General features: G+C 62.7%; 15 protein-coding genes and 1 pseudogene. 5 read left to right on the forward strand and 11 right to left on the reverse strand.

Annotation, left to right across the window (positions count from 1 at the left end; translation table 11 throughout):
• Positions 1–3: 3 nt before the first annotated feature.
• Positions 4–390 carry a hypothetical protein gene (locus GGD57_RS13110; protein ID WP_184470291.1) on the reverse strand — a complete coding sequence of 129 codons (387 nt, stop codon included), beginning with the start codon at positions 388–390 and terminating at the stop codon, positions 4–6.
• A 43-nt stretch (positions 391–433) separates the two neighbouring features.
• On the opposite strand from GGD57_RS13110, the gene GGD57_RS13115 reads away from it, so the two are divergent.
• The gene (locus tag GGD57_RS13115) at positions 434–1,459 is read left to right on the forward strand and encodes an RluA family pseudouridine synthase (protein ID WP_184470293.1); all 1,026 of its coding nucleotides are present in this window, start codon (positions 434–436) and stop codon (positions 1,457–1,459) included.
• A gap of 180 nt (positions 1,460–1,639) precedes the next feature.
• A complete protein-coding gene (gene rpoH, locus GGD57_RS13120) occupies positions 1,640–2,548 on the forward strand; it encodes an RNA polymerase sigma factor RpoH (protein WP_003566040.1) in 909 nt (302 codons plus the stop codon).
• A gap of 109 nt (positions 2,549–2,657) precedes the next feature.
• Here rpoH and GGD57_RS13125 read toward each other — a convergent pair whose 3' ends face one another.
• Positions 2,658–5,165, reverse strand: a complete 2,508-nt coding sequence (locus GGD57_RS13125) for a hypothetical protein (RefSeq protein WP_184470295.1) — start codon at positions 5,163–5,165, stop codon at positions 2,658–2,660.
• A 60-nt stretch (positions 5,166–5,225) separates the two neighbouring features.
• Positions 5,226–6,524 carry an adenylosuccinate synthase gene (locus GGD57_RS13130; protein ID WP_085738157.1) on the reverse strand — a complete coding sequence of 433 codons (1,299 nt, stop codon included), beginning with the start codon at positions 6,522–6,524 and terminating at the stop codon, positions 5,226–5,228.
• Between the two features lie 191 nt (positions 6,525–6,715).
• Between GGD57_RS13130 and GGD57_RS13135 the strand changes: the two genes are divergently transcribed.
• The gene (locus tag GGD57_RS13135) at positions 6,716–7,633 is read left to right on the forward strand and encodes a DMT family transporter (protein ID WP_184470297.1); all 918 of its coding nucleotides are present in this window, start codon (positions 6,716–6,718) and stop codon (positions 7,631–7,633) included.
• A gap of 51 nt (positions 7,634–7,684) precedes the next feature.
• On the opposite strand, the gene GGD57_RS13140 is transcribed toward GGD57_RS13135, so the two are convergent.
• Positions 7,685–8,533 (reverse strand): GNAT family N-acetyltransferase, encoded by an 849-nt coding sequence (locus GGD57_RS13140; protein WP_184470299.1) that lies wholly within the window; start codon positions 8,531–8,533, stop codon positions 7,685–7,687.
• 109 nt (positions 8,534–8,642) lie between these two features.
• Between GGD57_RS13140 and GGD57_RS13145 the strand changes: the two genes are divergently transcribed.
• The gene (locus GGD57_RS13145; protein ID WP_184470301.1) at positions 8,643–8,813 is read left to right on the forward strand and encodes a hypothetical protein; all 171 of its coding nucleotides are present in this window, start codon (positions 8,643–8,645) and stop codon (positions 8,811–8,813) included.
• A 15-nt stretch (positions 8,814–8,828) separates the two neighbouring features.
• On the opposite strand, the pseudogene GGD57_RS13150 reads toward GGD57_RS13145, so the two are convergent.
• The 6 genes and pseudogenes from GGD57_RS13150 to GGD57_RS13175 form a co-directional block, all read right to left on the reverse strand.
• Positions 8,829–10,657: pseudogene (locus tag GGD57_RS13150) on the reverse strand (putative bifunctional diguanylate cyclase/phosphodiesterase).
• A gap of 118 nt (positions 10,658–10,775) precedes the next feature.
• The gene (locus GGD57_RS13155; protein ID WP_184470305.1) at positions 10,776–12,560 is read right to left on the reverse strand and encodes a dihydroxy-acid dehydratase; all 1,785 of its coding nucleotides are present in this window, start codon (positions 12,558–12,560) and stop codon (positions 10,776–10,778) included.
• Positions 12,557–13,468 carry an NAD(P)-dependent oxidoreductase gene (locus GGD57_RS13160; RefSeq protein ID WP_184470307.1) on the reverse strand — a complete coding sequence of 304 codons (912 nt, stop codon included), beginning with the start codon at positions 13,466–13,468 and terminating at the stop codon, positions 12,557–12,559. Before GGD57_RS13160 ends, GGD57_RS13155 begins: the two co-directional genes overlap by 4 nt.
• A gap of 167 nt (positions 13,469–13,635) precedes the next feature.
• On the reverse strand, positions 13,636–16,836 hold the full coding sequence (locus tag GGD57_RS13165; RefSeq protein ID WP_126908581.1) for an efflux RND transporter permease subunit: 3,201 nt from the start codon (positions 16,834–16,836) through the stop codon (positions 13,636–13,638).
• Between the two features lie 117 nt (positions 16,837–16,953).
• The gene (locus GGD57_RS13170; RefSeq protein WP_184470309.1) at positions 16,954–18,144 is read right to left on the reverse strand and encodes an efflux RND transporter periplasmic adaptor subunit; all 1,191 of its coding nucleotides are present in this window, start codon (positions 18,142–18,144) and stop codon (positions 16,954–16,956) included.
• Positions 18,145–18,192: 48 nt separating this feature from the next.
• Entirely contained in the window at positions 18,193–19,005 is an 813-nt protein-coding gene (locus GGD57_RS13175) for an alpha/beta hydrolase fold domain-containing protein (protein ID WP_184470311.1), read from the reverse strand.
• 164 nt (positions 19,006–19,169) lie between these two features.
• Between GGD57_RS13175 and GGD57_RS13180 the strand changes: the two genes are divergently transcribed.
• Entirely contained in the window at positions 19,170–20,081 is a 912-nt protein-coding gene (locus GGD57_RS13180; RefSeq protein WP_184470313.1) for a LysR family transcriptional regulator, read from the forward strand.
• A gap of 357 nt (positions 20,082–20,438) precedes the next feature.
• On the opposite strand, the gene GGD57_RS13185 is transcribed toward GGD57_RS13180, so the two are convergent.
• On the reverse strand, positions 20,439–21,182 hold the full coding sequence (locus tag GGD57_RS13185; RefSeq protein WP_184470315.1) for an SDR family oxidoreductase: 744 nt from the start codon (positions 21,180–21,182) through the stop codon (positions 20,439–20,441).
• Positions 21,183–21,198: the final 16 nt, after the last annotated feature.

Raw genomic sequence — 21,198 nt, forward strand, 5'->3', positions numbered from 1 at the left:
GCCTCAATTGCTCGCGACGGTGACGTCGGCGACGGTGCGGCCGGTCCTGAGGTCGAAGACCAACGCCTTGTCCTTACCCTCGGCCGTTTCGCCGTAGAACAGGATCTGCCCTGACGAAAACGAGGTGGACTGCACCTTGAAGCCGGATGGCAAAGAAACGGTCGCCGCAAGCGGTGCATCCGAGGGCACACCGGAGGCGGCAGCGGTGGCCGCCGTTTCCTTCGGTTCGCTGTGCGTCACCTTGTAGACAACCGCGCCGAAGACCGCCATAAGGCTCACGAACATGATGGCGCCGGAAACGATCTGCAGGCGGACCATCTTGCGCCGGACACTTTCCATCGCCGGATCAAGGGGCTTTTCTTCCTGCTCGTCTGGCTCGATTGCTGTCATCTGTGCGTCCCGTTCTAAAAAAATACGTCGGAGAAGAAGCGTCTTGAGCGACCCCTTTAAACAAGCAGCCGGCAATAGAAAAGTCCTGACCGCCGATGAAACTGCCGAAGGCCGGCTCGATGCCTGGCTGACGGCGCAGGTCGGCGAGGAATTTTCGCGCAGCCGCATCAAGGCGCTGATCAAGGACGGCCAGGTTTTTCTGCGCGGCGAACCCGTCACCGACCCGCAGCGCAAGGTGCGCAACGGCGACAGTTTCGAGATCACGCTGCCCGAACCGGAAGACCCGACACCGCTCGGCGAGGACATCCCACTCGATATCCTCCATGAGGACGAAGACGTCATCGTCATCTCCAAACCTTCCGGTCTCGTCGTCCATCCCGGCGCCGGCAACTGGACGGGGACGCTGGTCAACGCGCTGATCCATCATTGCGGCGATACGCTCTCCGGTATCGGCGGCGTGCGTCGCCCCGGCATCGTCCACCGTCTCGACAAGGACACGACAGGGGTCATGGTCGTCGCCAAGAACGATATTGCCCATCGCCACCTCTCGCTGCAATTTGCCGACCATGGCCGCACCATGCCGCTGGAGCGAGCCTATCAGGCAGTCGTCTGGGGCCGGCCCCGTGCGCTGACGGGCACGGTCGACGCGCCGCTCGGCCGCGCCACCGGCGATCGCACGCGCCGCGCGGTCAAGCGCCCCGACAGCCATGACGCCGATGAGGCGATCACTCATTACGAGGTGATCGAGCGCTTCCAGGAGAAGCCGGATGCAACCGCGCTTGCCTCGCTGGTCGAGTGCCATCTCGAAACCGGCCGCACCCACCAGATCCGTGTCCATATGGCCCATATCGGCCATCCACTGCTCGGCGATACGGTTTACGGCGCCGGCTTCAAGACCAAGGCCAATCGACTGCCCGACGACATCCGCAAGGTCGTCAACGGTTTCGGCCGCCAGGCGCTGCATGCCTTCATGCTGCAGTTCGAGCATCCCCGCACCGGCGAAATCATGCATTTCGAAGTGCCTCTGCCGGATGATATGGTGGAACTGGTCGAGGCATTGCGGGGATAGAGGCGTCTCCGCCCCCTCTCACACTCGCGTGAGCGGCACCTTGAACCGCCGTTTCGCCACACTTATCTGTATATTGACTTAGTGCGGGCTCGGAATAACAGCCGCACGTCCCGGTTTGCCTTTTTTAACGCAAACACGCGTTTCCAACGGGAACCGGAATCCACTTTAGGAGGGTGCACTATGGCCCGAAATACCTTGCCGTCCATTACCGCCGGCGAAGCCGGTCTCAATCGTTATCTCGACGAAATCCGCAAATTTCCGATGCTCGAGCCGCAGCAGGAATACATGCTCGCCAAGCGTTATGCCGAGCATGGCGATCGCGATGCCGCCCACAAGCTGGTCACCAGCCATCTTCGCCTCGTCGCGAAGATCGCCATGGGTTATCGCGGCTATGGCCTGCCGATCGGCGAAGTCGTTTCCGAGGGCAATGTCGGTCTGATGCAGGCCGTCAAGAAGTTCGACGCCGAGCGCGGCTTCCGCCTCGCCACCTATGCCATGTGGTGGATCAAGGCCTCGATCCAGGAATATATCCTGCGTTCGTGGTCGCTGGTGAAGATGGGCACGACGGCCAACCAGAAGCGCCTGTTTTTCAACCTGCGCCGGCTGAAAGGCCGCATCCAGGCGATCGATGACGGCGACCTGAAGCCGGAGCACGTCTCCGAAATCGCCACCAAGCTGAAAGTCTCGGAGGAGGAGGTCATTTCGATGAACCGCCGCCTGTCCGGCGACGCCTCGCTGAACGCGCCGATCAAGGCGGCCGAAGGTGATAGCGGCCAGTGGCAGGATTGGCTGGTGGACGACCATGACAGCCAGGAAGACGTGCTGATCGAACAGGACGAGCTCGATACCCGTCGGCGTATGCTGGCGAAAGCGATGAGCGTGCTGAACGAACGCGAACGCCGCATCTTCGAGGCTCGCCGCCTCGCCGAGGATCCGGTGACCCTGGAAGACCTGTCGACGGAATTCGACATCAGCCGCGAACGCGTCCGCCAGATCGAGGTCCGCGCCTTCGAAAAGGTTCAGGACGCTGTCCGCAAAGAAGCCCAGGAACGCGCCAAAGCCGTCCGCGTCGTCGAAGCTACGGCCTGATTGCTCAACTTGAGAATTGGAAACGCCACCTCCCGATGGGAGGTGGCGTTTTTGTTTTCGTCGGTGACGCAAGCAAGCAGGGCGGTCGAGGGCGTACCGTGCAGCCGGCTCACTGGCTCGTAGAAACATCCCCGAGTGCAGCCCATTCCTTGATCGCGGTATTGAAGGCCTCGGTTCCCGTGTCGCCCTTTTCCATCGTCAGCAGCGCGCGGCGGCCGTTGCGGTAGGTGACCGGAATATCGATCCAACTGCGAGTCGACATCAGGTCGAGATTGGCCTTGCGCGCATCGGGATAGTCGTTGAGGGCGATCATGTGGAAATCGTCGGTGATCTTGGCCGGAACCGCGATCAGCGCGTCACCGCGGTCCTGCTCGGTCCGCTTCATCGAAATGCGCTGGACGCTGTCGATGCTGCCGCCTTCGAAATTCGGCGGCACCGAGAAGACGATCTCGACGAGATGGCTTGCCGGCAGCGATGGGTCGGAATTGCGTTTGAAGGTGACGAGAGCCGAAAGATTGCGCTCCGGCACGGTGACGTTGCCCTGCACCGTCGCCTCCTGCCGACCGCCCTGGCCAGCCTCGTGCTGCACGCTCCAGACGACCGATCCCTCGATCGCCGTCGGCGAGCTTTGGCCGATGCGCTCCTCATAGAGGAACATCTTTTGCGACGAGCCGACGGGAGCGGTCTGCTGCGGGGAAGCCGCCGGGCCATTCGGCGTCAGCGTTTCGGCCGGTGCCGTATCGCCCTGCGCGCTCGCAGGCGGCGGCGCATCGGCGGCCGCGACATTCTGTTCGGCAACCGATTTTCCTTCCGCGGTCAGCGTTCCCGGCACCGTCGCCGGTCCACTGTCGACCTCGGTCCCATCCGTCAGCAGTCGCTGGGTGAATTTCGAATTGGCCGCGGCGCCGTCATTGTTCACTGACCCTACTTGCGGGTTCGGGTTCGGCTGCGCCGGCGCCGCGGGCGTATTCTGCGCTCCCGGCGTGGTCGGCTCGGCCGGTGTCGCCGCGTCCGGCTGGGCAGGCGTGGCGGAGCCTGCCGGCGGCGGCGTCTCGTTCTTGGTTGCCTGCGACGGCGCCGAACTGACGAGCCCGTCGACCATCGCCACCAGCGCCTCTCTGTTCATCCAGCCGGCATAGGCGCCGCCGCCGATCAGGATGAGGGCGAAGACGAGCGTGATCACCGTGCCGATGCCGAAGCGACGGCGCTTCGGCTCCATCCGGAAACTCTTGCCCTGCAGCTTGGAAGCGACGATCTGATCGATATCCATTCCCGGATTGGCGTCATCATCGTCAGCGGCGACCGAGCCGCGGCGGTCGTAGCCGCGCAACGCCTTGGCCTCGCGCCAATCATCGCTCGGCGCGCTGCTTGCAGCCGCCGGCTTGCCGTTGTGGACTTCCGCAAAGATATCGACATCGTCGAAATGCGAGGCGACCGGCGTCTTCTTATTGCTGCTGGCCTCGATCGGCGGCAGATCGTCGAAGGCAGCGGTCTCCCAGGAGAAACTTTCCTTGGCTGCCGGCATGACGGCCGCAGGCGCCGCATTTTCGAGGCTCGATATTACCTCTTCGAAGGCACGCGCCGAGGTATCCGGGGTGGTCGGCGCCGTCTGTGAATATTGCCGGAGTTCCTCCTCCGCCCATTCGGTCTCCGCATCCTTCGGCGCTGGCGCCGGCGCTTCGGCGGCGGGCTCGGTCCAGACGGGATCGAAATGCGCAGCCGCGTCAGCCTGCAGCGGCTCCTCGCGGCTGTGCTCGACGAATTCCCGCGGACGATCGAAATTGGCGACCGGCTCCACCAGCCGGTTGGCTGCATGGTCTATGCCACGTGTGATCGGCTGAAGCGGCTCGACGGGCTCATAAGCCTCTTCGGCCTCCGGCTTCTCGCCGTCCACCGCCGCCGGTTCGGCAACGGTCTCTTCGGCTTCAGCGGGATGCTGCTCGTCAGCGTGATGTTCGTCGGCTTCCTCATAAGAATGCCCGGCAGGCGGCGCCCAGCCGACATGCTCGGAGGTGACCTCTTCGGCGGCAACGTCGCGCGCCTCGCCGGCATGCCATTCCTCGGCCGGCGCTTCCTCCTCATGCGAGGGATGCCAGTATGTCTCGGCGGGAGCGGATGCCTCCGGCGAAACCTCTGTCTCGGCAGAAACAGGTGTTTCCGGGGAAACGAGTGTTTCCCGGGCAAGAGGCTCCTCGGCGGCGACCTCTTCCTCAGCCTGCTCAGGCGCAGCGGCTTCGACGTGATCGCTCTCATCGCCAGTTTCAGCCGCCTGCGGTTCCGCATCGGCTTCGTAGGCAGGCTCCTCGGCGGCCGTCTCAGGCGCAGGCGCGCCTTCGTCGTGAACCGTTTGTTCTTCCGAAGATTCCGGCGCGGCGACGGCGGCAGCCGACGCATCGAGCGGCAGCGCTTCGGAATGTTCGCCTTCCACTTCGCGGATGGCGGCCTCGAGCTTTTCGAGCTGGCGTTGCAGCATGGCTTCCGGCGGGCGCGGCTTCATGTTCTCGAGCTGCCGCTGCACTGCGCCGCGGGCACGTTCGTAGACTTTCACCCGCATTTCGGGGGTATTTTCAGCCAGGCCGTCAACAGCCCGCCGAATAACTGCAATAAAATCCGCCATCAGTACTTTCTCAAGAAGTCCGGCACGCTACCGAACTATCCTCCACAGTGACCCGTGAGCTTAGTCCTCAAACGGATCGGTCACAAGTATCGTGTCATCCCGCTCCGGGCTGGTGGAAAGGAGCGCGACAGGCGCCCCGATCAGCTCTTCGACCTGGCGAACATATTTGATCGCCTGCGCCGGCAAGTCCGCCCAACTGCGGGCGCCGACGGTCGATTCCTTCCAGCCCTCCAGCGTGATGTAGATCGGTTCGACCCTAGCTTGCGCTCCCTGGCTTGCGGGAAGATGATCAATCTGTTCGCCGTCGAGCATATAGCCGACGCAGATCTTCAACTCCTCGAGACCATCGAGCACGTCAAGCTTGGTCAGCGCGATGCCGGTGATGCCGTTGGTGGCGATCGATTGGCGCACGAGCGCGGCATCGAACCAGCCGCAGCGCCGCTTGCGCCCGGTCACCACGCCGAACTCATGACCTTTTTCGCCAAGGAACTCACCGATCGCGTCCTTCAGCTCGGTCGGGAACGGGCCTTCGCCGACGCGCGTCGTATAGGCCTTGGTGATGCCGAGGATGTAGCCGAGCGAACCCGGGCCCATGCCGGAACCGGCCGCGGCCTGGCCGGCCACGGTGTTCGACGAGGTCACGAAAGGATAGGTGCCGTGATCGATATCGAGCAGGCTGCCCTGCGCACCTTCGAAGAGGATGCGGGAACCCTTGCGGCGCTCCTTGTCGAGGAAGAGCCAGACGGTGTCGCGGAACGGCAGCACCCGGTCGGCAATCGACGTCAGTTCGTCCATGATCGTCTGGTGGCTGACCTCGGCGACACCGAGGCCGCGGCGAAGCGCATTGTGGTGCGTCAGGATACGGTCGACCTTGCCGGAAAGGCTGTCGAGATCGGCAAGATCCATGACCCGGATAGCGCGGCGGCCGACCTTGTCTTCATAGGCCGGACCGATGCCGCGGCGTGTCGTGCCGATCTTGGTGCCGCTGTTCGACGCAGCATCTTCACGCATCGCGTCGAGTTCGCGGTGCAGGGAAAGAATGAGCGTCGCATTGTCGGCGATGCGCAGATTGTCAGGCGTAACCGTCACGCCCTGCGCCTCCAGCCGGCCGATCTCGGCGATCAGCGCATGCGGATCGACGACGACGCCGTTGCCGATGACGGCCATCTTGCCCGGACGCACGACACCGGAAGGCAGGAGCGACAGCTTATAGCTCGTGCCGTCGATGACAAGCGTATGGCCGGCATTGTGTCCGCCCTGATAGCGCACAACGATATCCGCGCGCTCCGAAAGCCAGTCGACAATCTTGCCCTTGCCTTCGTCACCCCATTGCGAACCGACCACGACTACGTTCGTCATCCAACTCTTCCTGTTACCGGCGCAGAACCGCGCACCTGCTCAAACCCGCGCATCTATAAAGCTTTGTTTTTGGGAAAGCGACCCTGTTGTCACAGTAGATTGGGCTTTTTACGTGACAAATCAGCAGCCGACAGGCTATTGCCCGTGGTAAAACGTCGCTCGGCGAGCGCGAAAAGACCGGAAGAACGCTCTTGCAAGCCACCGCCTATATCTGCCTCGTCGTCGCCACCCTCTGCTGGGGCGGCAACTCCGTCGCCGGAAAGCTTGCAATCGGGCATGTCAGCCCGATGATGCTGACCTTCCTGCGCTGGTTCCTCGCCGTCGCGCTGATCGCCCTGATCTCGGTGCCCCAGCTGAAGAAGGACTGGCCGGTGGCCCGGAAGAACCTGCCGCTGCTCCTTTGCTACGGCGCCATCGGCTATACCCTCTTCAACGCCATGCTTTACTCGGCTGTGCAATATACGACGGCCATCAACGTCGCCATCGAGCAGGCCGGCATTCCGATGCTGATCTTCCTGCTGAATTTCTTCTTTTTCCGCACCGGCATCTCGCTGGCGCAATGCCTCGGATTCGGCATGACGCTGGTCGGCGTGGCGCTGACGGCAGCCCATGGCGACCTCGCCACGCTGTGGCAGTTGCAGCTCAACCGCGGCGACGGATTGATGCTGGTCGCCATCGCTGCCTATTCGTTCTACACGATCTTCCTGCGCTGGAAACCGCCGGTCGACTGGCGCACGCTGATGGCCTTCCCGGCCTTCGCCGCCATGCTGACGTCGGTGCCGCTGCTCCTCTGGGAGCTTGGCCGAGGTGCGGCGCAATGGCCGGACCAGGCTGGCTGGGGCATCACCCTCTACACGGCGATATTCCCGTCGCTGCTGGCGCAGATCTTCTATATCAAGGGTGTCGAGGCGATCGGCGCCAACCGGGCCGGCCTCTTCATCAATCTGGTGCCGGTGTTCGGCACGCTGCTATCTGTCGCCCTGATCGGCGAGACGCTTCAGTCCTTTCACGCAATCGCGCTGGCGCTGACGCTCGGCGGCATCGCGATTGCAGAAAAGGGCCGGCCGAAAGCGTCCGCCCCGACCGTGCCGGCCTCGCCGGTGGATTAGAACAATTCCAGCAAAAATGTGCCGCAGTTTCGCGTCCGGAATTGCTCTGGATTAACCGAGTTCCAGCGTCGTCACCCCGAAGACATGCTTCATTGGAATGGCCGGCGCCGGCCCGCGATACATGCGCATCGTCTCGAACACCGGTTGCAGGCCGAGGCCTTCGGCAAGCGCGACCGCCTCCTGGTTCTCCGCGGGGATATCGATGAAGATTGCAGCCCCCTTCGCCTCGGGGATCAATTCGGCAAGAAGTGCTGCGGCGCTGTCGGCGTCGTTGGCAAAAAGCGGGCCGATCTTGTAGCCCTCATAGCAGCGGCGGATCGTGCCGTAACCGCGGATCTTGCCGCTTTTGCGCACCACTGCCGAGCGACGGCCCTTGCGGCCGGTGCACCAGGCAGCGAGGAAAGCATCCCGCGGCTGCGGAAAGATCGCCGAATCATAACGCTGCAGACCCTCGAGGCGCGAATCCAGCACCGGCTGCGCAACAAGCGTCGAAACCGGCAAGGAGGTGGCGACGCCGCCGTAGCGAATGGTGGAATAGGCGGGTTCGAAGCCGGCCTTGCGGTAGTTGTCCTGCTGTGCTGCCACACCGTCGAGGCCGATCGTACGGTCTTGCGCGCTGGCAATGCCCGCCTCCCAGATCGCCTTGCCATAACCTTTACCGCGGAAATCGGGATGGACGATGTAGAGGCCGAGGAAAGCGAAACTCTCGCCATATTTGACGACCGAGATCGAACCGACCGGGACTTCACCCATGGCGCCGACAAAGAATCCGGACGGATCGGCCTCGAGGAATGCAAGCGAATCGTCGAGACCCGGATTCCAGCCCTCTTGGCGCGCCCATTCGAGCACGAGTTCCAGTTCGCCGGGCCGCATCGAACGAACGGCAAATTCCGAATTCATGCGACCTTCCCAGATTGAATGTCCCGCAAGTCCATCCCGGCAACGGCAAAGCAATTGCCAGGTCCCCGGCTCCCCGATTGCAGCCGAAAATGATGAAGAACCCGCGCTCATGGTCTTGGCGACGCGTAAAGTCATTTTCGATGCAATGCAAAAGCTTCGTTTCCGCATTACCATGAAACAGGACCGTTGCAAGCTCAAGAAAATTACTTGCGCGCCGATTATCTTCCACCCGATGGGAGCAAAACGCCGCACCGAAGAGATATCGCCCGCCCGTCTTTAAAAGTGGGGAAATATCTTAACCGCCAATCACGGCCTTTTGCTTTTGGTTTCCGCGCCTCGTCGATGAAAAAAGCCGGTCCATCTCGGCCGCCGGGGCGGGATAACCGAACGCATAACCCTGCAAGCCATCACAGCCGAGTTCAGCCATCACGACGGCATGGGCTTCCGTCTCGATGCCTTCGGCGATCACCTCGACATCGAGTGCCTTGGCGATCTCCACGATCGAACCCACCACGCGCCGCTGTTCGGCGGAACTGACCACCTCGGCGATGAGCTGCCGGTCGATCTTCAGCCGCTTCGGCCGCAGCTTGACGAGACCGATGAGCGAGGCGTGGCCGGATCCGAAATCGTCGATCTCGATGTCGATGCCCATCTGTTTGATGTCGTCGATATGATCGAGCAGCTTTTCGTCGCTGTCGTCGAGGAAAATCGTTTCGACCAGTTCGAAGACGATCACGCCGGGCGGGATATCGAGTTTCCTCAACTTGCCGAGCAATGTCGGGTCGGCAAGGCGGGACGCCGAGATATTGACGGCGATGCGCGGAACCGCAAGGCCGCGCAGCATCCAGAACAACCGGTCTTCCAGAACGCTTTTGAGGATCGCCGCGTCGATCTCCGCCGCCAGCCCGTGCTCGTCGGCGATCTTGAGGAATACTCCCGGGGCGAGCACACCCTTCTCGGGATGTTTCCAGCGCGCCAGCGCCTCGAAGCCGATGACTTCCCGCGTCCGGGCGTCGAGTTGCACCTGATAATAAGGAACGATCTCGCCACGCTCCAGCCCGAGCTTCAGCTCTTCGACGAGGCGACGCTGGGCGCGCAGATCCTCCTGCAGCTGTCGCGTGAAGAATTCGACGCGGTTGCGGCCGAGCTTCTTGGCCTGGTAGAGCGCCAGATCGGATTCGGCAAGCAGGTTGCGCGCCCGCCGATCGCCGCTCCAGGAAACGCCGATCGAGGCGCCGGATTGCAGCATCTCCTGACCGAAGCGGATCTTTTTCCGCAGCCGGCGCTGAACGTCCTCGGTAATCAGCTTCAGCTCAGCGAGATCGCTGAAATTGATCAGCACGATGACGAATTCGTCGCCGCCGACGCGGGCGACCATGCCGTTTGCAGGAATGGCGGCGGTGATGCGAAGGGCTGCGGCCTTGAGCACGGCGTCGCCGGCCGCATGACCGTGGCTGTCGTTGATCTGCTTGAATTGGTCGAGGTCGAGATGCAGGACGCCGAGCGTCGCAATGCTTTTGTCGGCCGGCAGCTCCGTCAGCCGCTTGTCGAGAAGGCGCCGGTTCGGCAAGCCGGTGAGATAATCGTGATCGGCGACGTGCTCGATACGGGCATTGCTCTCCTCGAGCGCCAACGCCCTCGCCTCTGCCACCACCTTCTGCCGCGCCAGTTCCGCATTGAGAAGTACGTCGGCGGTCACATCCCATTCGGCGCCGATGAAGGAGGGCAGCCCCTCCGCATCCACGTAGAAATGCGCGCGTGAGCGCAGATGGCGAATTTCGCCGCTCGGCAGCACGATCCGAAATTGTGAATTATAGGCGCCCCGTGTTGCAATCGCCTCATCGAAGTCGCGTTCGGCCTGCTCGCGATCGTCGGGATGGATCGCGTTCGACCAAAGCGATGCCGGCACCAGACGGAAGGTCTCCCCAGTCTCATAAAGACGATGCATCTGCGCATCCCACAAGATCCCGTCCTGCTCGATACTGTGCTCCCAGACACCGATCTGGGAGGCATCGAGAGCAAGTTCGAGCCGACGCAGAAGATCCTGAAACTCTCGTTCGGATCGTGTGGCTTTGTTCTCTGGCACGCGGTTTCAGCCTTAGCTGCTTTGCATAACTGTAATATGGTCTCAAGCCGGCATTAATGAAGCCTTGTTCCAGTGACCGAACTCGTGACGAGGTGAACTGTTCGTTACGGCTTCCTCTTTTGGATCAAAGAACTTGCAGTCTTCAGCGCCACACGATCAATGGTTGTGCCGCGGCGGGTTTTTCGCGATCCGGCGAAAATCCGTCGCCCCCTCCAGCACCGCACCGTCCGACAATTGCGTGACCGAGCGGCGGTAGATCTGCTGCCACGGCGTCGCATCGGCCGGCACCGGCGGAATACCTTCGCCCTTACGCCGCTCGATCTCGGTCTCCTCGACCAGCATGTTGCAGCGCCCCTGATTGAAGTCGATGCGGATGACATCGCCGGTGCGAAGCCAGGCGAGGCCGCCGCCGGCAGCACTTTCGGGCGAAGCGTTGAGGATCGAGGGGCTGTCGGCCGTGCCCGATTGGCGGCCATCGCCGATCGTCGGCAGGCTGCTTATGCCGCGCTTCAGCAGGTGATCCGGCGGCTGCATGTTGACGACTTCAGCCGAACCCGGCCAGCCGAGCGGCCCGGCGCCGCGAATGACGAGGATGGTATTTTCGTCAATGCCGAGTTCAGGATCATTGACGCGCCGATGATAATCCTCCGACCCGTCAAAGACCACCGCCCGGCCCTCGAAGACGCCTTCGCGCCCCGGCTCCTGGAGATAGCGCCGGCGGAAATCCTCCGAGACGACGCTCATTTTCATGATGGCGAAATCGAAAAGATTACCCTTGAGAACAAGGAAGCCGGCTCGCTCCTTCAACGGCTCGCCGAACGGCCGGATGACCTCGCGGTCGCGCGCTTCCTTGCCCTCCAGGTTCTCGGCCATCGTCCGGCCCGTCACGGTGCGACAGTCGCCGTCGAGCTTGCCGGCCTGCAGCAATTCCCACATGACCGCCGGCGTGCCGCCGGCGCGATGAAAGCGCTCGCCCAGATAGGCGCCCGCCGGCTGGACATTGGCCAGCAGCGGGATATCGAAGCCATGCACCTGCCAGTCGTCGGGATGAAGTTCGACGCCGGCGTGCCTGGCCATCGCAGCCAGATGCGGTTGCGCATTGGTCGAGCCGCCGATCGCCGAATTGGTGCGGATGGCATTGAGGAATGCCGCACGCGTCAGAATATCCGACGGCTTCAGATCCTCGAAGACGATTTCGACGGCGCGCCGTCCGGTGCGATAGGCCATTTGGCCGCGCTCGCGGTAGGCAGCCGGAATGGCGCTGCAGCCGGTCAGCGACAGGCCGAGCGCTTCGGCAAGGGCGTTCATCGTCGAAGCCGTGCCCATCGTATTGCAATGACCGACGGATGGAGCCGAATCGAGCGCTGCCTGCAGGAATTCTTCCCGGTCGATCTCGCCAGCCGCATATTTCCGCCGCATCCGCCAGATCACCGTGCCGGAGCCCGCAAGCTCCCCTTCGTGCCAGCCGTCGAGCATCGGGCCGCCGGAGAGCACGATCGCCGGAATATCGACGGTCGAAGCCGCCATGATCGCCGAAGGCGTGGTCTTGTCGCAGCCGGTGGTCAGCACCACCCCGTCGAGCGGATAACCGTAGAGGATTTCGACGAGGCCGAGATAGGCGAGATTGCGGTCGAGGGCGGCCGTCGGGCGCTTGCAGTTCTCGAAGATCGGATGGGTGGGAAATTCGATCGGAATGCCGCCGGCATCGCGAATACCGTCGCGCACGCGCTTGGCAAGCTCGACATGCACCCTGTTGCAAGGTGTCAGATCACTGCCGCTCTGGGCAATCCCGATGATCGGCTTGCCCGAGCGCAGCTCTTCGGGCGTGATGCCGTAGTTCATGAAACGCTCGAGATAGAGCGCCGCCATGTCGATGTGGTCGGGATTGTCGAACCAGTCTTGCGAACGCAGGCGCCGCTTCGGCGAATGGCTGTCCGTCACTGTTTTCCTCCCGGCCGGGCATTCTTCTCTTCGAGATGGAGGAGCAGGCCGCTGTGGTCCTTCTCGCCGTTGCCGTTGGCGACGAATTCACCGAATTCGGCGTGCACGGCTGCCGTCAGCGGCAGGGTCAAAGACAGGGACTTCGCCGTCTCCATGGCGGCGTTCAGATCCTTCAGCTGGTTGCTGGACGAACCGCCTGGAGTAAACTGCCGCTCGACCATGCGCTTGCCGTGGAGCTCGAGGATGCGGCTCTCGGCAAAGCCGCCGCGAATGGCGTCGCGGAAGGCCGCCGGCGAACCGCCGCCGGCCGTAATCAGCATCATCGCTTCGGCAACGGCGCCGATCGTCACTGCGACGATCTGCTGGTTGGCAAGCTTGGCAAGCTGGCCCGATCCGCTGGGGCCGACACGGGTGACACGCCCCATCGGCGCAAAGACGTCCTGAAGCTTTTCGATCACCGTCTCGTCGCCGCCCGCCATGATCGCCAGCGTACCGGCCTCCGCTCCGACGACGCCGCCGGAAACCGGCGCATCGACATGAGCGATGCCGCGCTCAGCCAGCCGCGCCGCATGGTCACGGGCAAAATGCGGGGCGATTGAACTCATGTCGATAACGATAGCGCCGGACGCCACCGCATCGGCCACCCCGCGGTCGAATAAAACGTTTCCGACGGCCTCGGCGTTGGTCAGCATGGTGATGACGACATCAGTGCCCGAAACGGCATCCACGGGCGTTTCCGCAAGGACCGCGCCGTTCGCTGCCAGCGCCTTGGCCTTGCCGGGATCGCGATTCCAGACGGTGACGGCAAAGCCCGCACCCAGCAGCTGGCGGGCCATCGGCGCACCCATCAGGCCGGTGCCGAGAAAGGCGATCCGCCTGCCGTCATGATCTCTGCTCGAACCTGTCATTCAGTCCTCCCAACTGTTGTCCGTCTTTGATAGTCCCCTCGCCCACCGATGCAAATCGTTTTAATCGGCGGAGCGCATTTTGTCGGATGCCGAAGCATGCGCAAAACGATACGGGCGAGAACCGAAGTTCCCGCCCGATTTACTCGACAAAGGAAGGTTGAATTCCGTTATTCCGCCGCGAGCCGGATGACCTCGGCCTCTTCTTCCTTGTGTTCGTCCGGCTTGTGCTGGACGAGCGGACGATTGCCCGTCAGCCGCCGCAGCAGCACGTAGAAGACAGGCGTCATGAAGATGCCGAAGAAGGTCACCCCGATCATGCCCGAGAAGACCGCGACACCCATGGCCGCGCGCATTTCGGCGCCGGCGCCGGTGGAGACGACGAGCGGCACGACACCCATGATGAAGGCGAGCGAGGTCATCAGGATCGGGCGAAGACGAAGGCGGCTGGCCTCGATCGCGGCCTCCCGCGGCGTCCTGCCCTCGAACTCCAGTTCGCGGGCGAATTCCACGATCAGGATCGCGTTCTTCGCCGATAGACCGACAAGCACCACAAGACCGATCTGGGTGAAGATATTGTTGTCTCCACCGGTGAGCCAGACGCCCGTCAGCGCGGCCAGCACACCCATCGGCACAATCATGATGATCGCCAACGGCAAGGTCAGACTTTCATACTGGGCAGCCAGCACCAGGAAGACGAGCAGCAAGGCCAGAGGGAAGACGACGACGCTCGAATTACCGGCGAGGATCTGCTGGTAGGTCAGATCCGTCCATTCGAAGTCGATGCCTGCGGGCAGCGTTTCGTGCAGGATCTTCTCGATTGCCGCCTGCGCCTGGCCGGACGAGAAGCCCGGGGCCGGACCGCCGTTGATATCGGCGGCGAGGAAGCCGTTATAACGGTTCGCGCGCTCCGGACCGGTGCTCGGCTCCACCTTCAAAAGGGCCGACAGCGGGATCATCTCACCCGATGCCGAACGGACCTTCAACTGGCCGATATCTTCCGGCTGGGCGCGGAATTTCGCATCGGCCTGCACCCGGACGCTGTATGTGCGGCCGAAGGCGTTGAAGTCGTTGACGTAAAGCGAACCGAGATAGATCTGCAGCGTCTGGAAGACGTCGGTGACAGAAACTCCGAGCTGCTCGGCCTTGGCGCGGTCGAGATCGGCATAGAGCTGCGGCACGTTGATCTGGAAGCTGGAGAACAGGCCGGCAAGCTCAGGCGTCTGATAGGCCTTGCCGAGTACCGCCTTGGTCGCCTCGTCGAGCGCCTGATTGCCGAGGCCGGCGCGATCCTCGATCTGCAGTTTGAAGCCGCCCGTCGTGCCGAGGCCGTTGACCGGCGGCGGCGGGAACATGGCGATGAAGGCATCCTGAATGGCGCCGAATTTCTGGTTCAGCGCCATGGCAATGGCCCCGCCGGAAAGATCCGGCGTCTTGCGCTCCTCGAAGTCCTTCAGCGTCACGAAGACGATGCCGGCATTCGAAGAATTGGTGAAGCCGTTGATCGACAGGCCCGGGAAGGCGATCGCATTGGCGACACCCGGCTGGGCGAGCGCGATGTCGGTCATGCGCTTGATGACGTCTTCCGTCCGGTCGAGGCTTGCGGCGTCCGGCAATTGGGCGAAGCCGATCAGATACTGCTTGTCCTGAGAGGGCACGAAGCCGCCAGGAACCGTCGTGAACAGGCTGTAGGTCGCGCCGACCAGCGCCAGATAGATCACCATGACGATGCTCTTGCGCGACAGCAGACCGCCGACACCCTTGCCATAGGCATTCGAGCCCGCGCCGAAGACACGGTTGAAGCCGCGGAAGAACCAGCCGAAGATCGCATCCATGAACCGCGTCAACCAGTCTTTCGGCGCGTGGTGGCCCTTCAGCAGAAGGGCGGCAAGCGCCGGAGACAGGGTGAGCGAGTTGAAGGCCGAGATGACGGTCGAGATTGCGATCGTCAGGGCGAACTGGCGATAGAATTGTCCCGACAGGCCGGAGATGAAGGCGAGCGGCACGAAGACCGCAACGAGGACCAGCGCGATCGCGACGATCGGACCGGAGACTTCCTTCATCGCCTTGTAGGTGGCAGCCCGTGGCGACAGCCCGTGCTCGATATTGCGCTCGACATTTTCGACCACCACGATCGCGTCATCGACGACGATACCGATCGCCAGCACCAGCCCGAACAGGCTAAGCGCGTTGATCGAGAAGCCGAAGACATACATGACCGCGAAGGTGCCGATGATCGAGACCGGAACCGCGATCAGCGGGATGATCGAGGCGCGCCATGTCTGCAGGAACAGGATGACGACGAGCACGACGAGCGCGATGGCCTCGAGCAGCGTGTCGATGACCTTCTCGATCGAGGCCCGCACGAATTTCGTCGTATCGTAGACGATCTCGTATTTGACACCCTCGGGCATGGCGAGCTGCAGCTGATCCATGGTCGCGCGCACATTGTCGGCGATCTCGATCGCATTCGATCCGGGCGCCTGAAGTACGGCGACGGCGACGGCCGGCTTGCCGTCGAGCAGCGAGCGCAGCGTATAGTCGGCAGCGCCGAGCTCGATGCGGGCGACATCGCGAAGGCGGGTGATCTCGCCATTGGCGCCCGTCTTGACAATGATGCTGCCGAACTCCTCGGGCGTGCGCAGACGGCCCTGGGCATTGACGTTGAGCTGCAGATCCACACCCGGCTGGCTTGGCGATGCGCCGATGATGCCGGCGGCGGCCTGAACGTTCTGGGAGCTGATGGCATTGCTGATGTCGCTGGCGGCGAGATCATGCTCGGCAGCCTTCTGCGGGTCGATCCAGACACGCATCGAATAGTCGCCGGCGCCGAAGACCTGCACCTGACCGACGCCGGCGATGCGGGCGAGCCGATCCTTGATATTCAGCGTCGCGTAATTGCGAAGGTAGGTAATGTCGTGATTGTCGCCATCGGAGACGAGGTTGACGACCATGATGAAGTCGGGCGAGCTCTTGACCGTGGTAATCCCGAGTGCACGGACTTCCGCCGGCAGCCGAGGTTCGGCCTGGCTGACCCGGTTCTGCACGAGCTGTTGTGCCTTGTCGGCGTCGGTGCCGAGCTTGAAGGTGACGGTCACGTTGAGCACGCCGTCGGATGTTGCCTGGCTGGACATGTAGAGCATGCCCTCGACGCCGTTGATCTGCTCTTCGAGCGGTGTCGCCACCGTTTCGGCGATGACGGACGGGTTGGCGCCGGGATAGGTGGCGCGCACGACGATCGATGGCGGCACGACTTCCGGATATTCGGAAATCGGCAGCGCCCGCAGGCCGATCAGGCCGGCAACCACGATGAGGACGGATAGAACGCCGGCAAAAACCGGGCGGTCGACAAAGAATCTGGAGATGTTCATATCAAAGCCCTCTCCGGGGTGAACATGGATGCAAAATCCCTTTCCGGCGGCCTGGGAGCCGCCGGCGGGTCATATCATTTCGGGTATCAGCCCTCCCCGCTGGGGAAGAGTAAGTCCTTACTGCGCGGTCGCGACCTTCTCTTCCATCTGCGGGACGACGACGGCGCCCGGACGGATGCGTTGCAGGCCGTTGACGACGATCTTTTCGCCGGCAGTCAGGCCGCTTTCGACCACCCGCTGACCGTCGGCCAGCGTCCCGAGCTGAACCTGCCGGTAGGCAACCTTGTTCTCACCGTCGACGACGAAGACGAATTTCTTGTCCTGGTCGGTGCCGACGGCGCGGTCGCTGATGACGATCTTGTTCTCGGCCTTCGGCTGGCCCATGCGCACCCGCACGAACTGGCCGGGGATGAGACGCCCGCCAGGATTGTCAAACACGGCGCGTACGGCGATCGTGCCGCTTGATGCATCGACCTCGTTGTCGATCAGCTGCAGCTTGCCCTTGATCGGCGTGCCTTCGTCGGCGAGCGTGCCGACCTCGACCGGGATCTCTTCGACGGCAGGCAGGGCGCCGTCTGTCTGCGGAAGCTGGGCAAGTGCGCGCGTCACCATCTCTTCGCTGGCATTGAAGCTCGCATAGATCGGATCGACCGAAACAAGCGTCGTCAGCTCAGGCGAGGCCGAGCCGGCGGCGACGAGGTTGCCGGCGGTCACCTCGATCTTGCCGATGCGGCCGGACACCGGAGCCCGCACTTGCGTATAATCGAGATCGAGCTGGGCCGACTGCAGTGCGGCCTGCGCCGAACGCAGCCCCGCCTGGGCCTCGGCCAGCGAGCTCTGCCGCTGGTCGAGATCGCTCTGGGAGATGGTGCGATTGTCGGAAAGCCGGCGGCCGCGGTCAAGTTCGGTCTGCGCCAGGCTGACCTTGGCTTCGGCCGAAGCCACCTGACCTTGCGCCTGCGCCACGCTCGCCTGATAGGGAGCCGGGTCGATGGTAAAGAGCAGGTCGCCCTGCTTCACCAGCGCCCCTTCGCGGAAAGCCACCGCCAGGATGGCGCCGGCAACGCGCGAACGCACCTGCACTCGGTCGACCGCTTCGAGACGGCCGGAGAAATTTTCCCAGGCCGTCACGTCGCGCGCCGCGACGACGGCAACCGTGACCGGCACGGCGGGAGCCTGCGCAGGGGCGGAAGCAGCCGTGGCTGTCGTGCTCATCGGCAATTCGAAAAACAATGCGGCGCCGGAAACGGACGCAACAAGGCCTAAGCCGGCGCCCACCAGGGCCCAGCGTTTACTTCTGGACGTCATCAGTGCTCTCCTTGCGGCCCCCAAGGCCGCCGAAATATCAGGTCTTCTTCAATGCAATTGCGGTTGGACGCTTACATCCCGAAGGAAGCTTCCGAAATGGCGGCTGACGTGCTCCTGCCAGTCCGGTATTCCCTCGGATTTCCCACCATAAATCGAGGGCCAGCCCGTCCCGGCGGGAAGGACATGCTGGCGCACACCGACACCGGCCTTTTTCAGGCGGGCGCCGTAACCAAGCGTTTCGTCATGCAGAGGATCGTCTTCGGCGGTGAATATCAGCGCCGGCGCGACGCCTGAAAGACGCGAACAGAGGCAGGGCGCCGCGTAAGGGTGGCAACCGCCGCCGCTCAGATAATGGCTCCAGCCGTCCGTCCAGCGCTGCCGCATGCCGATGGCTTCTGCCTTGCGGATCGAGGAGGTGCCCATGAACGGATCGAGCAACGGCGAAATCAGCACCTGGCCGTCGAGCGCATCCGGCATCTGGTCGCGCGCCTTGAGCGCCACGCCGGCGGCGACATTGCCGCCCGCTTCTTCACCGGCGACGAAGAGCAGCGATTTGCGGTCGCCGAGACCGGCGCGCTTGTTGGCGAGATAGGTGAGAACGGAAAAGGAAACTTCGAGCGCTTGCGGAAACAGGTTGCCGGACAGGCTGCTGTAATCGACGGCGGCGACGATGGCGCCTGATTTGGCGAGACTCATCGCCACCGGCCGATCGATGTTCGTTTCGCTGTCGAGAAACGCGCCGCCATGCAGATAAAGCACGATCGGCGGACCCTTGCCGTAATCGGCGCCCTGGTAGACACGCGCGGAAACGGGGCCGATGGCCACCTTGTCCAGCATCATATCTTTCCATTCCACCGTCATCGGTTCCGGTCTCTTTTCACATCGCGACAACAGACAACGCCTGCCGCTTGCATTTTGTACAAAAAAGATATTGTTATTCAGAACAGGGAATAAGAAGCGATATCGCGATTACACTGTTCCAATTCTCGAATAATAGTGCAACGCAAACTGCGGACTTGAAACCGATGGATCAGCTTTCGGCAATGCGCGTCTTCATCCGCGTGGTGGAGACGGGCAATTTCACCCGTGCCGCCGACATGCTCGCCATGCCCAAGGCGACGGTAACCAATCTCATCCAGGGCCTGGAGGCGCATCTGCGCACCAAGCTTCTCAACCGTACCACGCGCCGGGTCATGGTAACCACCGACGGCGCGCTTTATTACGAACGCGCCGCCCAGATCATTTCCGAGCTGGAGGAACTCGACGGCAGCCTCTCCAATTCCCAGAGCCTGCCGAGCGGGCGGCTGCGCGTCGAGATGGCCGGCGCTTTTGCCGATTGGATCGTCGTTCCCGCACTCTGCGACTTTTATCAGCGTTATCCCGATATCCGCATCGACCTCGGTGTCGGCGATCGCACGGTCGATTACCTCGCGGAAAACGTCGACTGTGCACTGCGGGCCGGCACGCCGGCCGACCAGTCGCTGATTGCCCGCCGGGTCTCCGAAGTCGAAATGATCACCTGCGCTTCGTCAAGCTACATCCAGAAATTCGGCATGCCCGAGCGGCCGGAGGATCTGGAGGCCGATCATTACTCGGTCAATTATTTCCGCGCCCAGAACAATCGGACGCTGCCCTTCGAATTCCGCCGGCACGACGAAGTGATCGAGAGCAGCCCGCGCTACATCGCTTCGGTCAACGATAGCCGCACCTATCTGACGGCTGCGCTGACGGGTCTCGGTATCGCGCAGGTGCCGATTTTCATGGCGCGCGAACCGATAGCGAGAGGTGAACTCGTCCGCGTGCTCCCAGATTGGCGCCGCGAGCCGCTGCCGCTCTATGTCGTCTACCCCCCAAACCGCCACCTCAGCAACAAAGTCCGCGTCTTTGTCGACTGGCTGGTAAAACTTCTGGTGGAGGCGAGACTGAACGACGGCTGAGCGCCAAAACAAATACGGCCCGGAAGGCAGGGGAAACCTTCAACGGGCCGGAATGTGCAACTTTGAACATCAAGCCTGTCGCACCGCAGGAAGGGGCGCGGCAGGCTCTGGAGGCCGGAAGAGAGCGGCAGGGAATTCCACTCTCTTGCGATAGAACAAATATACGCACTCCCCGCAGGATTGTAAGGGGAAATTCCGCAACCCCGTTCACATAATCGCGATGACGGCGCTAGAGCATGTCGCGCAAAAGTGTGCGGGCGGTTTTGCGATAACGAAATGCGTAAAAACTGCGACCTGAAGCGCGAGGAGCGAATCCGAAAGATCGCGACGCGCTTTAGGAAACCGCCGTCGGATTTGTCAGACCATCCCGCCATTGGCGCGCAGCGTCTGGCCGTTGATCCAGCCGCCGCCCGGGCCGGCGAGGAAGGCCACCGCTGCGGCGATGTCTTCAGGCGTGCCGAGACGCTCCAGTGGGTTCATCTTCGCCATGCGGGCGACAAGCTCCTCCGATTTGCCGTTGAGGAAAAGATCGGTCGCGACAGGACCGGGTGCGATGGCGTTGATGGTGATATTGCGGCCGCGCATCTCCTTCGCCATGATCGCCGTCAGCGTTTCCACAGCAGCCTTGGTGGCGGCGTAGACGCCGTAGGTTTCGAGCTTCAGCCCGACGACCGAGGTCGAGAAGTTAACGATCCGGCCACCGTCGCGCAGTCGCTTGGCCGCTTCCCTCAGTGTGTTGAACGTGCCCTTGAGGTTGACGCCGATCTGACGGTCGAAATGGGCGTCGTCGGCCTCAACAAGCGAGGAAAGCATCATGATGCCGGCATTGTTGACGAGAACGTCGACACCGCCGAAAGCAGTTTCCGCGGCATCGAACATGCGGCGGACGGCGTTCGCATCGCTGACATCGGCCTTCGCAGTCAGCGCCTTGCCGCCCGCCTTCTCGATCTCGTGAGCCACGTCCGCCGCCGCAGCAGCATTGCCGGAATAGTTGACGACCAGGGTGAACCCGTCGGCGGCGAGACGTTTGGCGATCGCTGCGCCGATGCCGCGGGAAGCCCCGGTGACCAGTGCCACCCTGCCGTTTTCTTTGGAAGCCATTGTCTTTCTCCTTCAT

The organism is Rhizobium esperanzae, assembly GCF_014197615.1.
Lineage (GTDB): Bacteria > Pseudomonadota > Alphaproteobacteria > Rhizobiales > Rhizobiaceae > Rhizobium > Rhizobium esperanzae_A.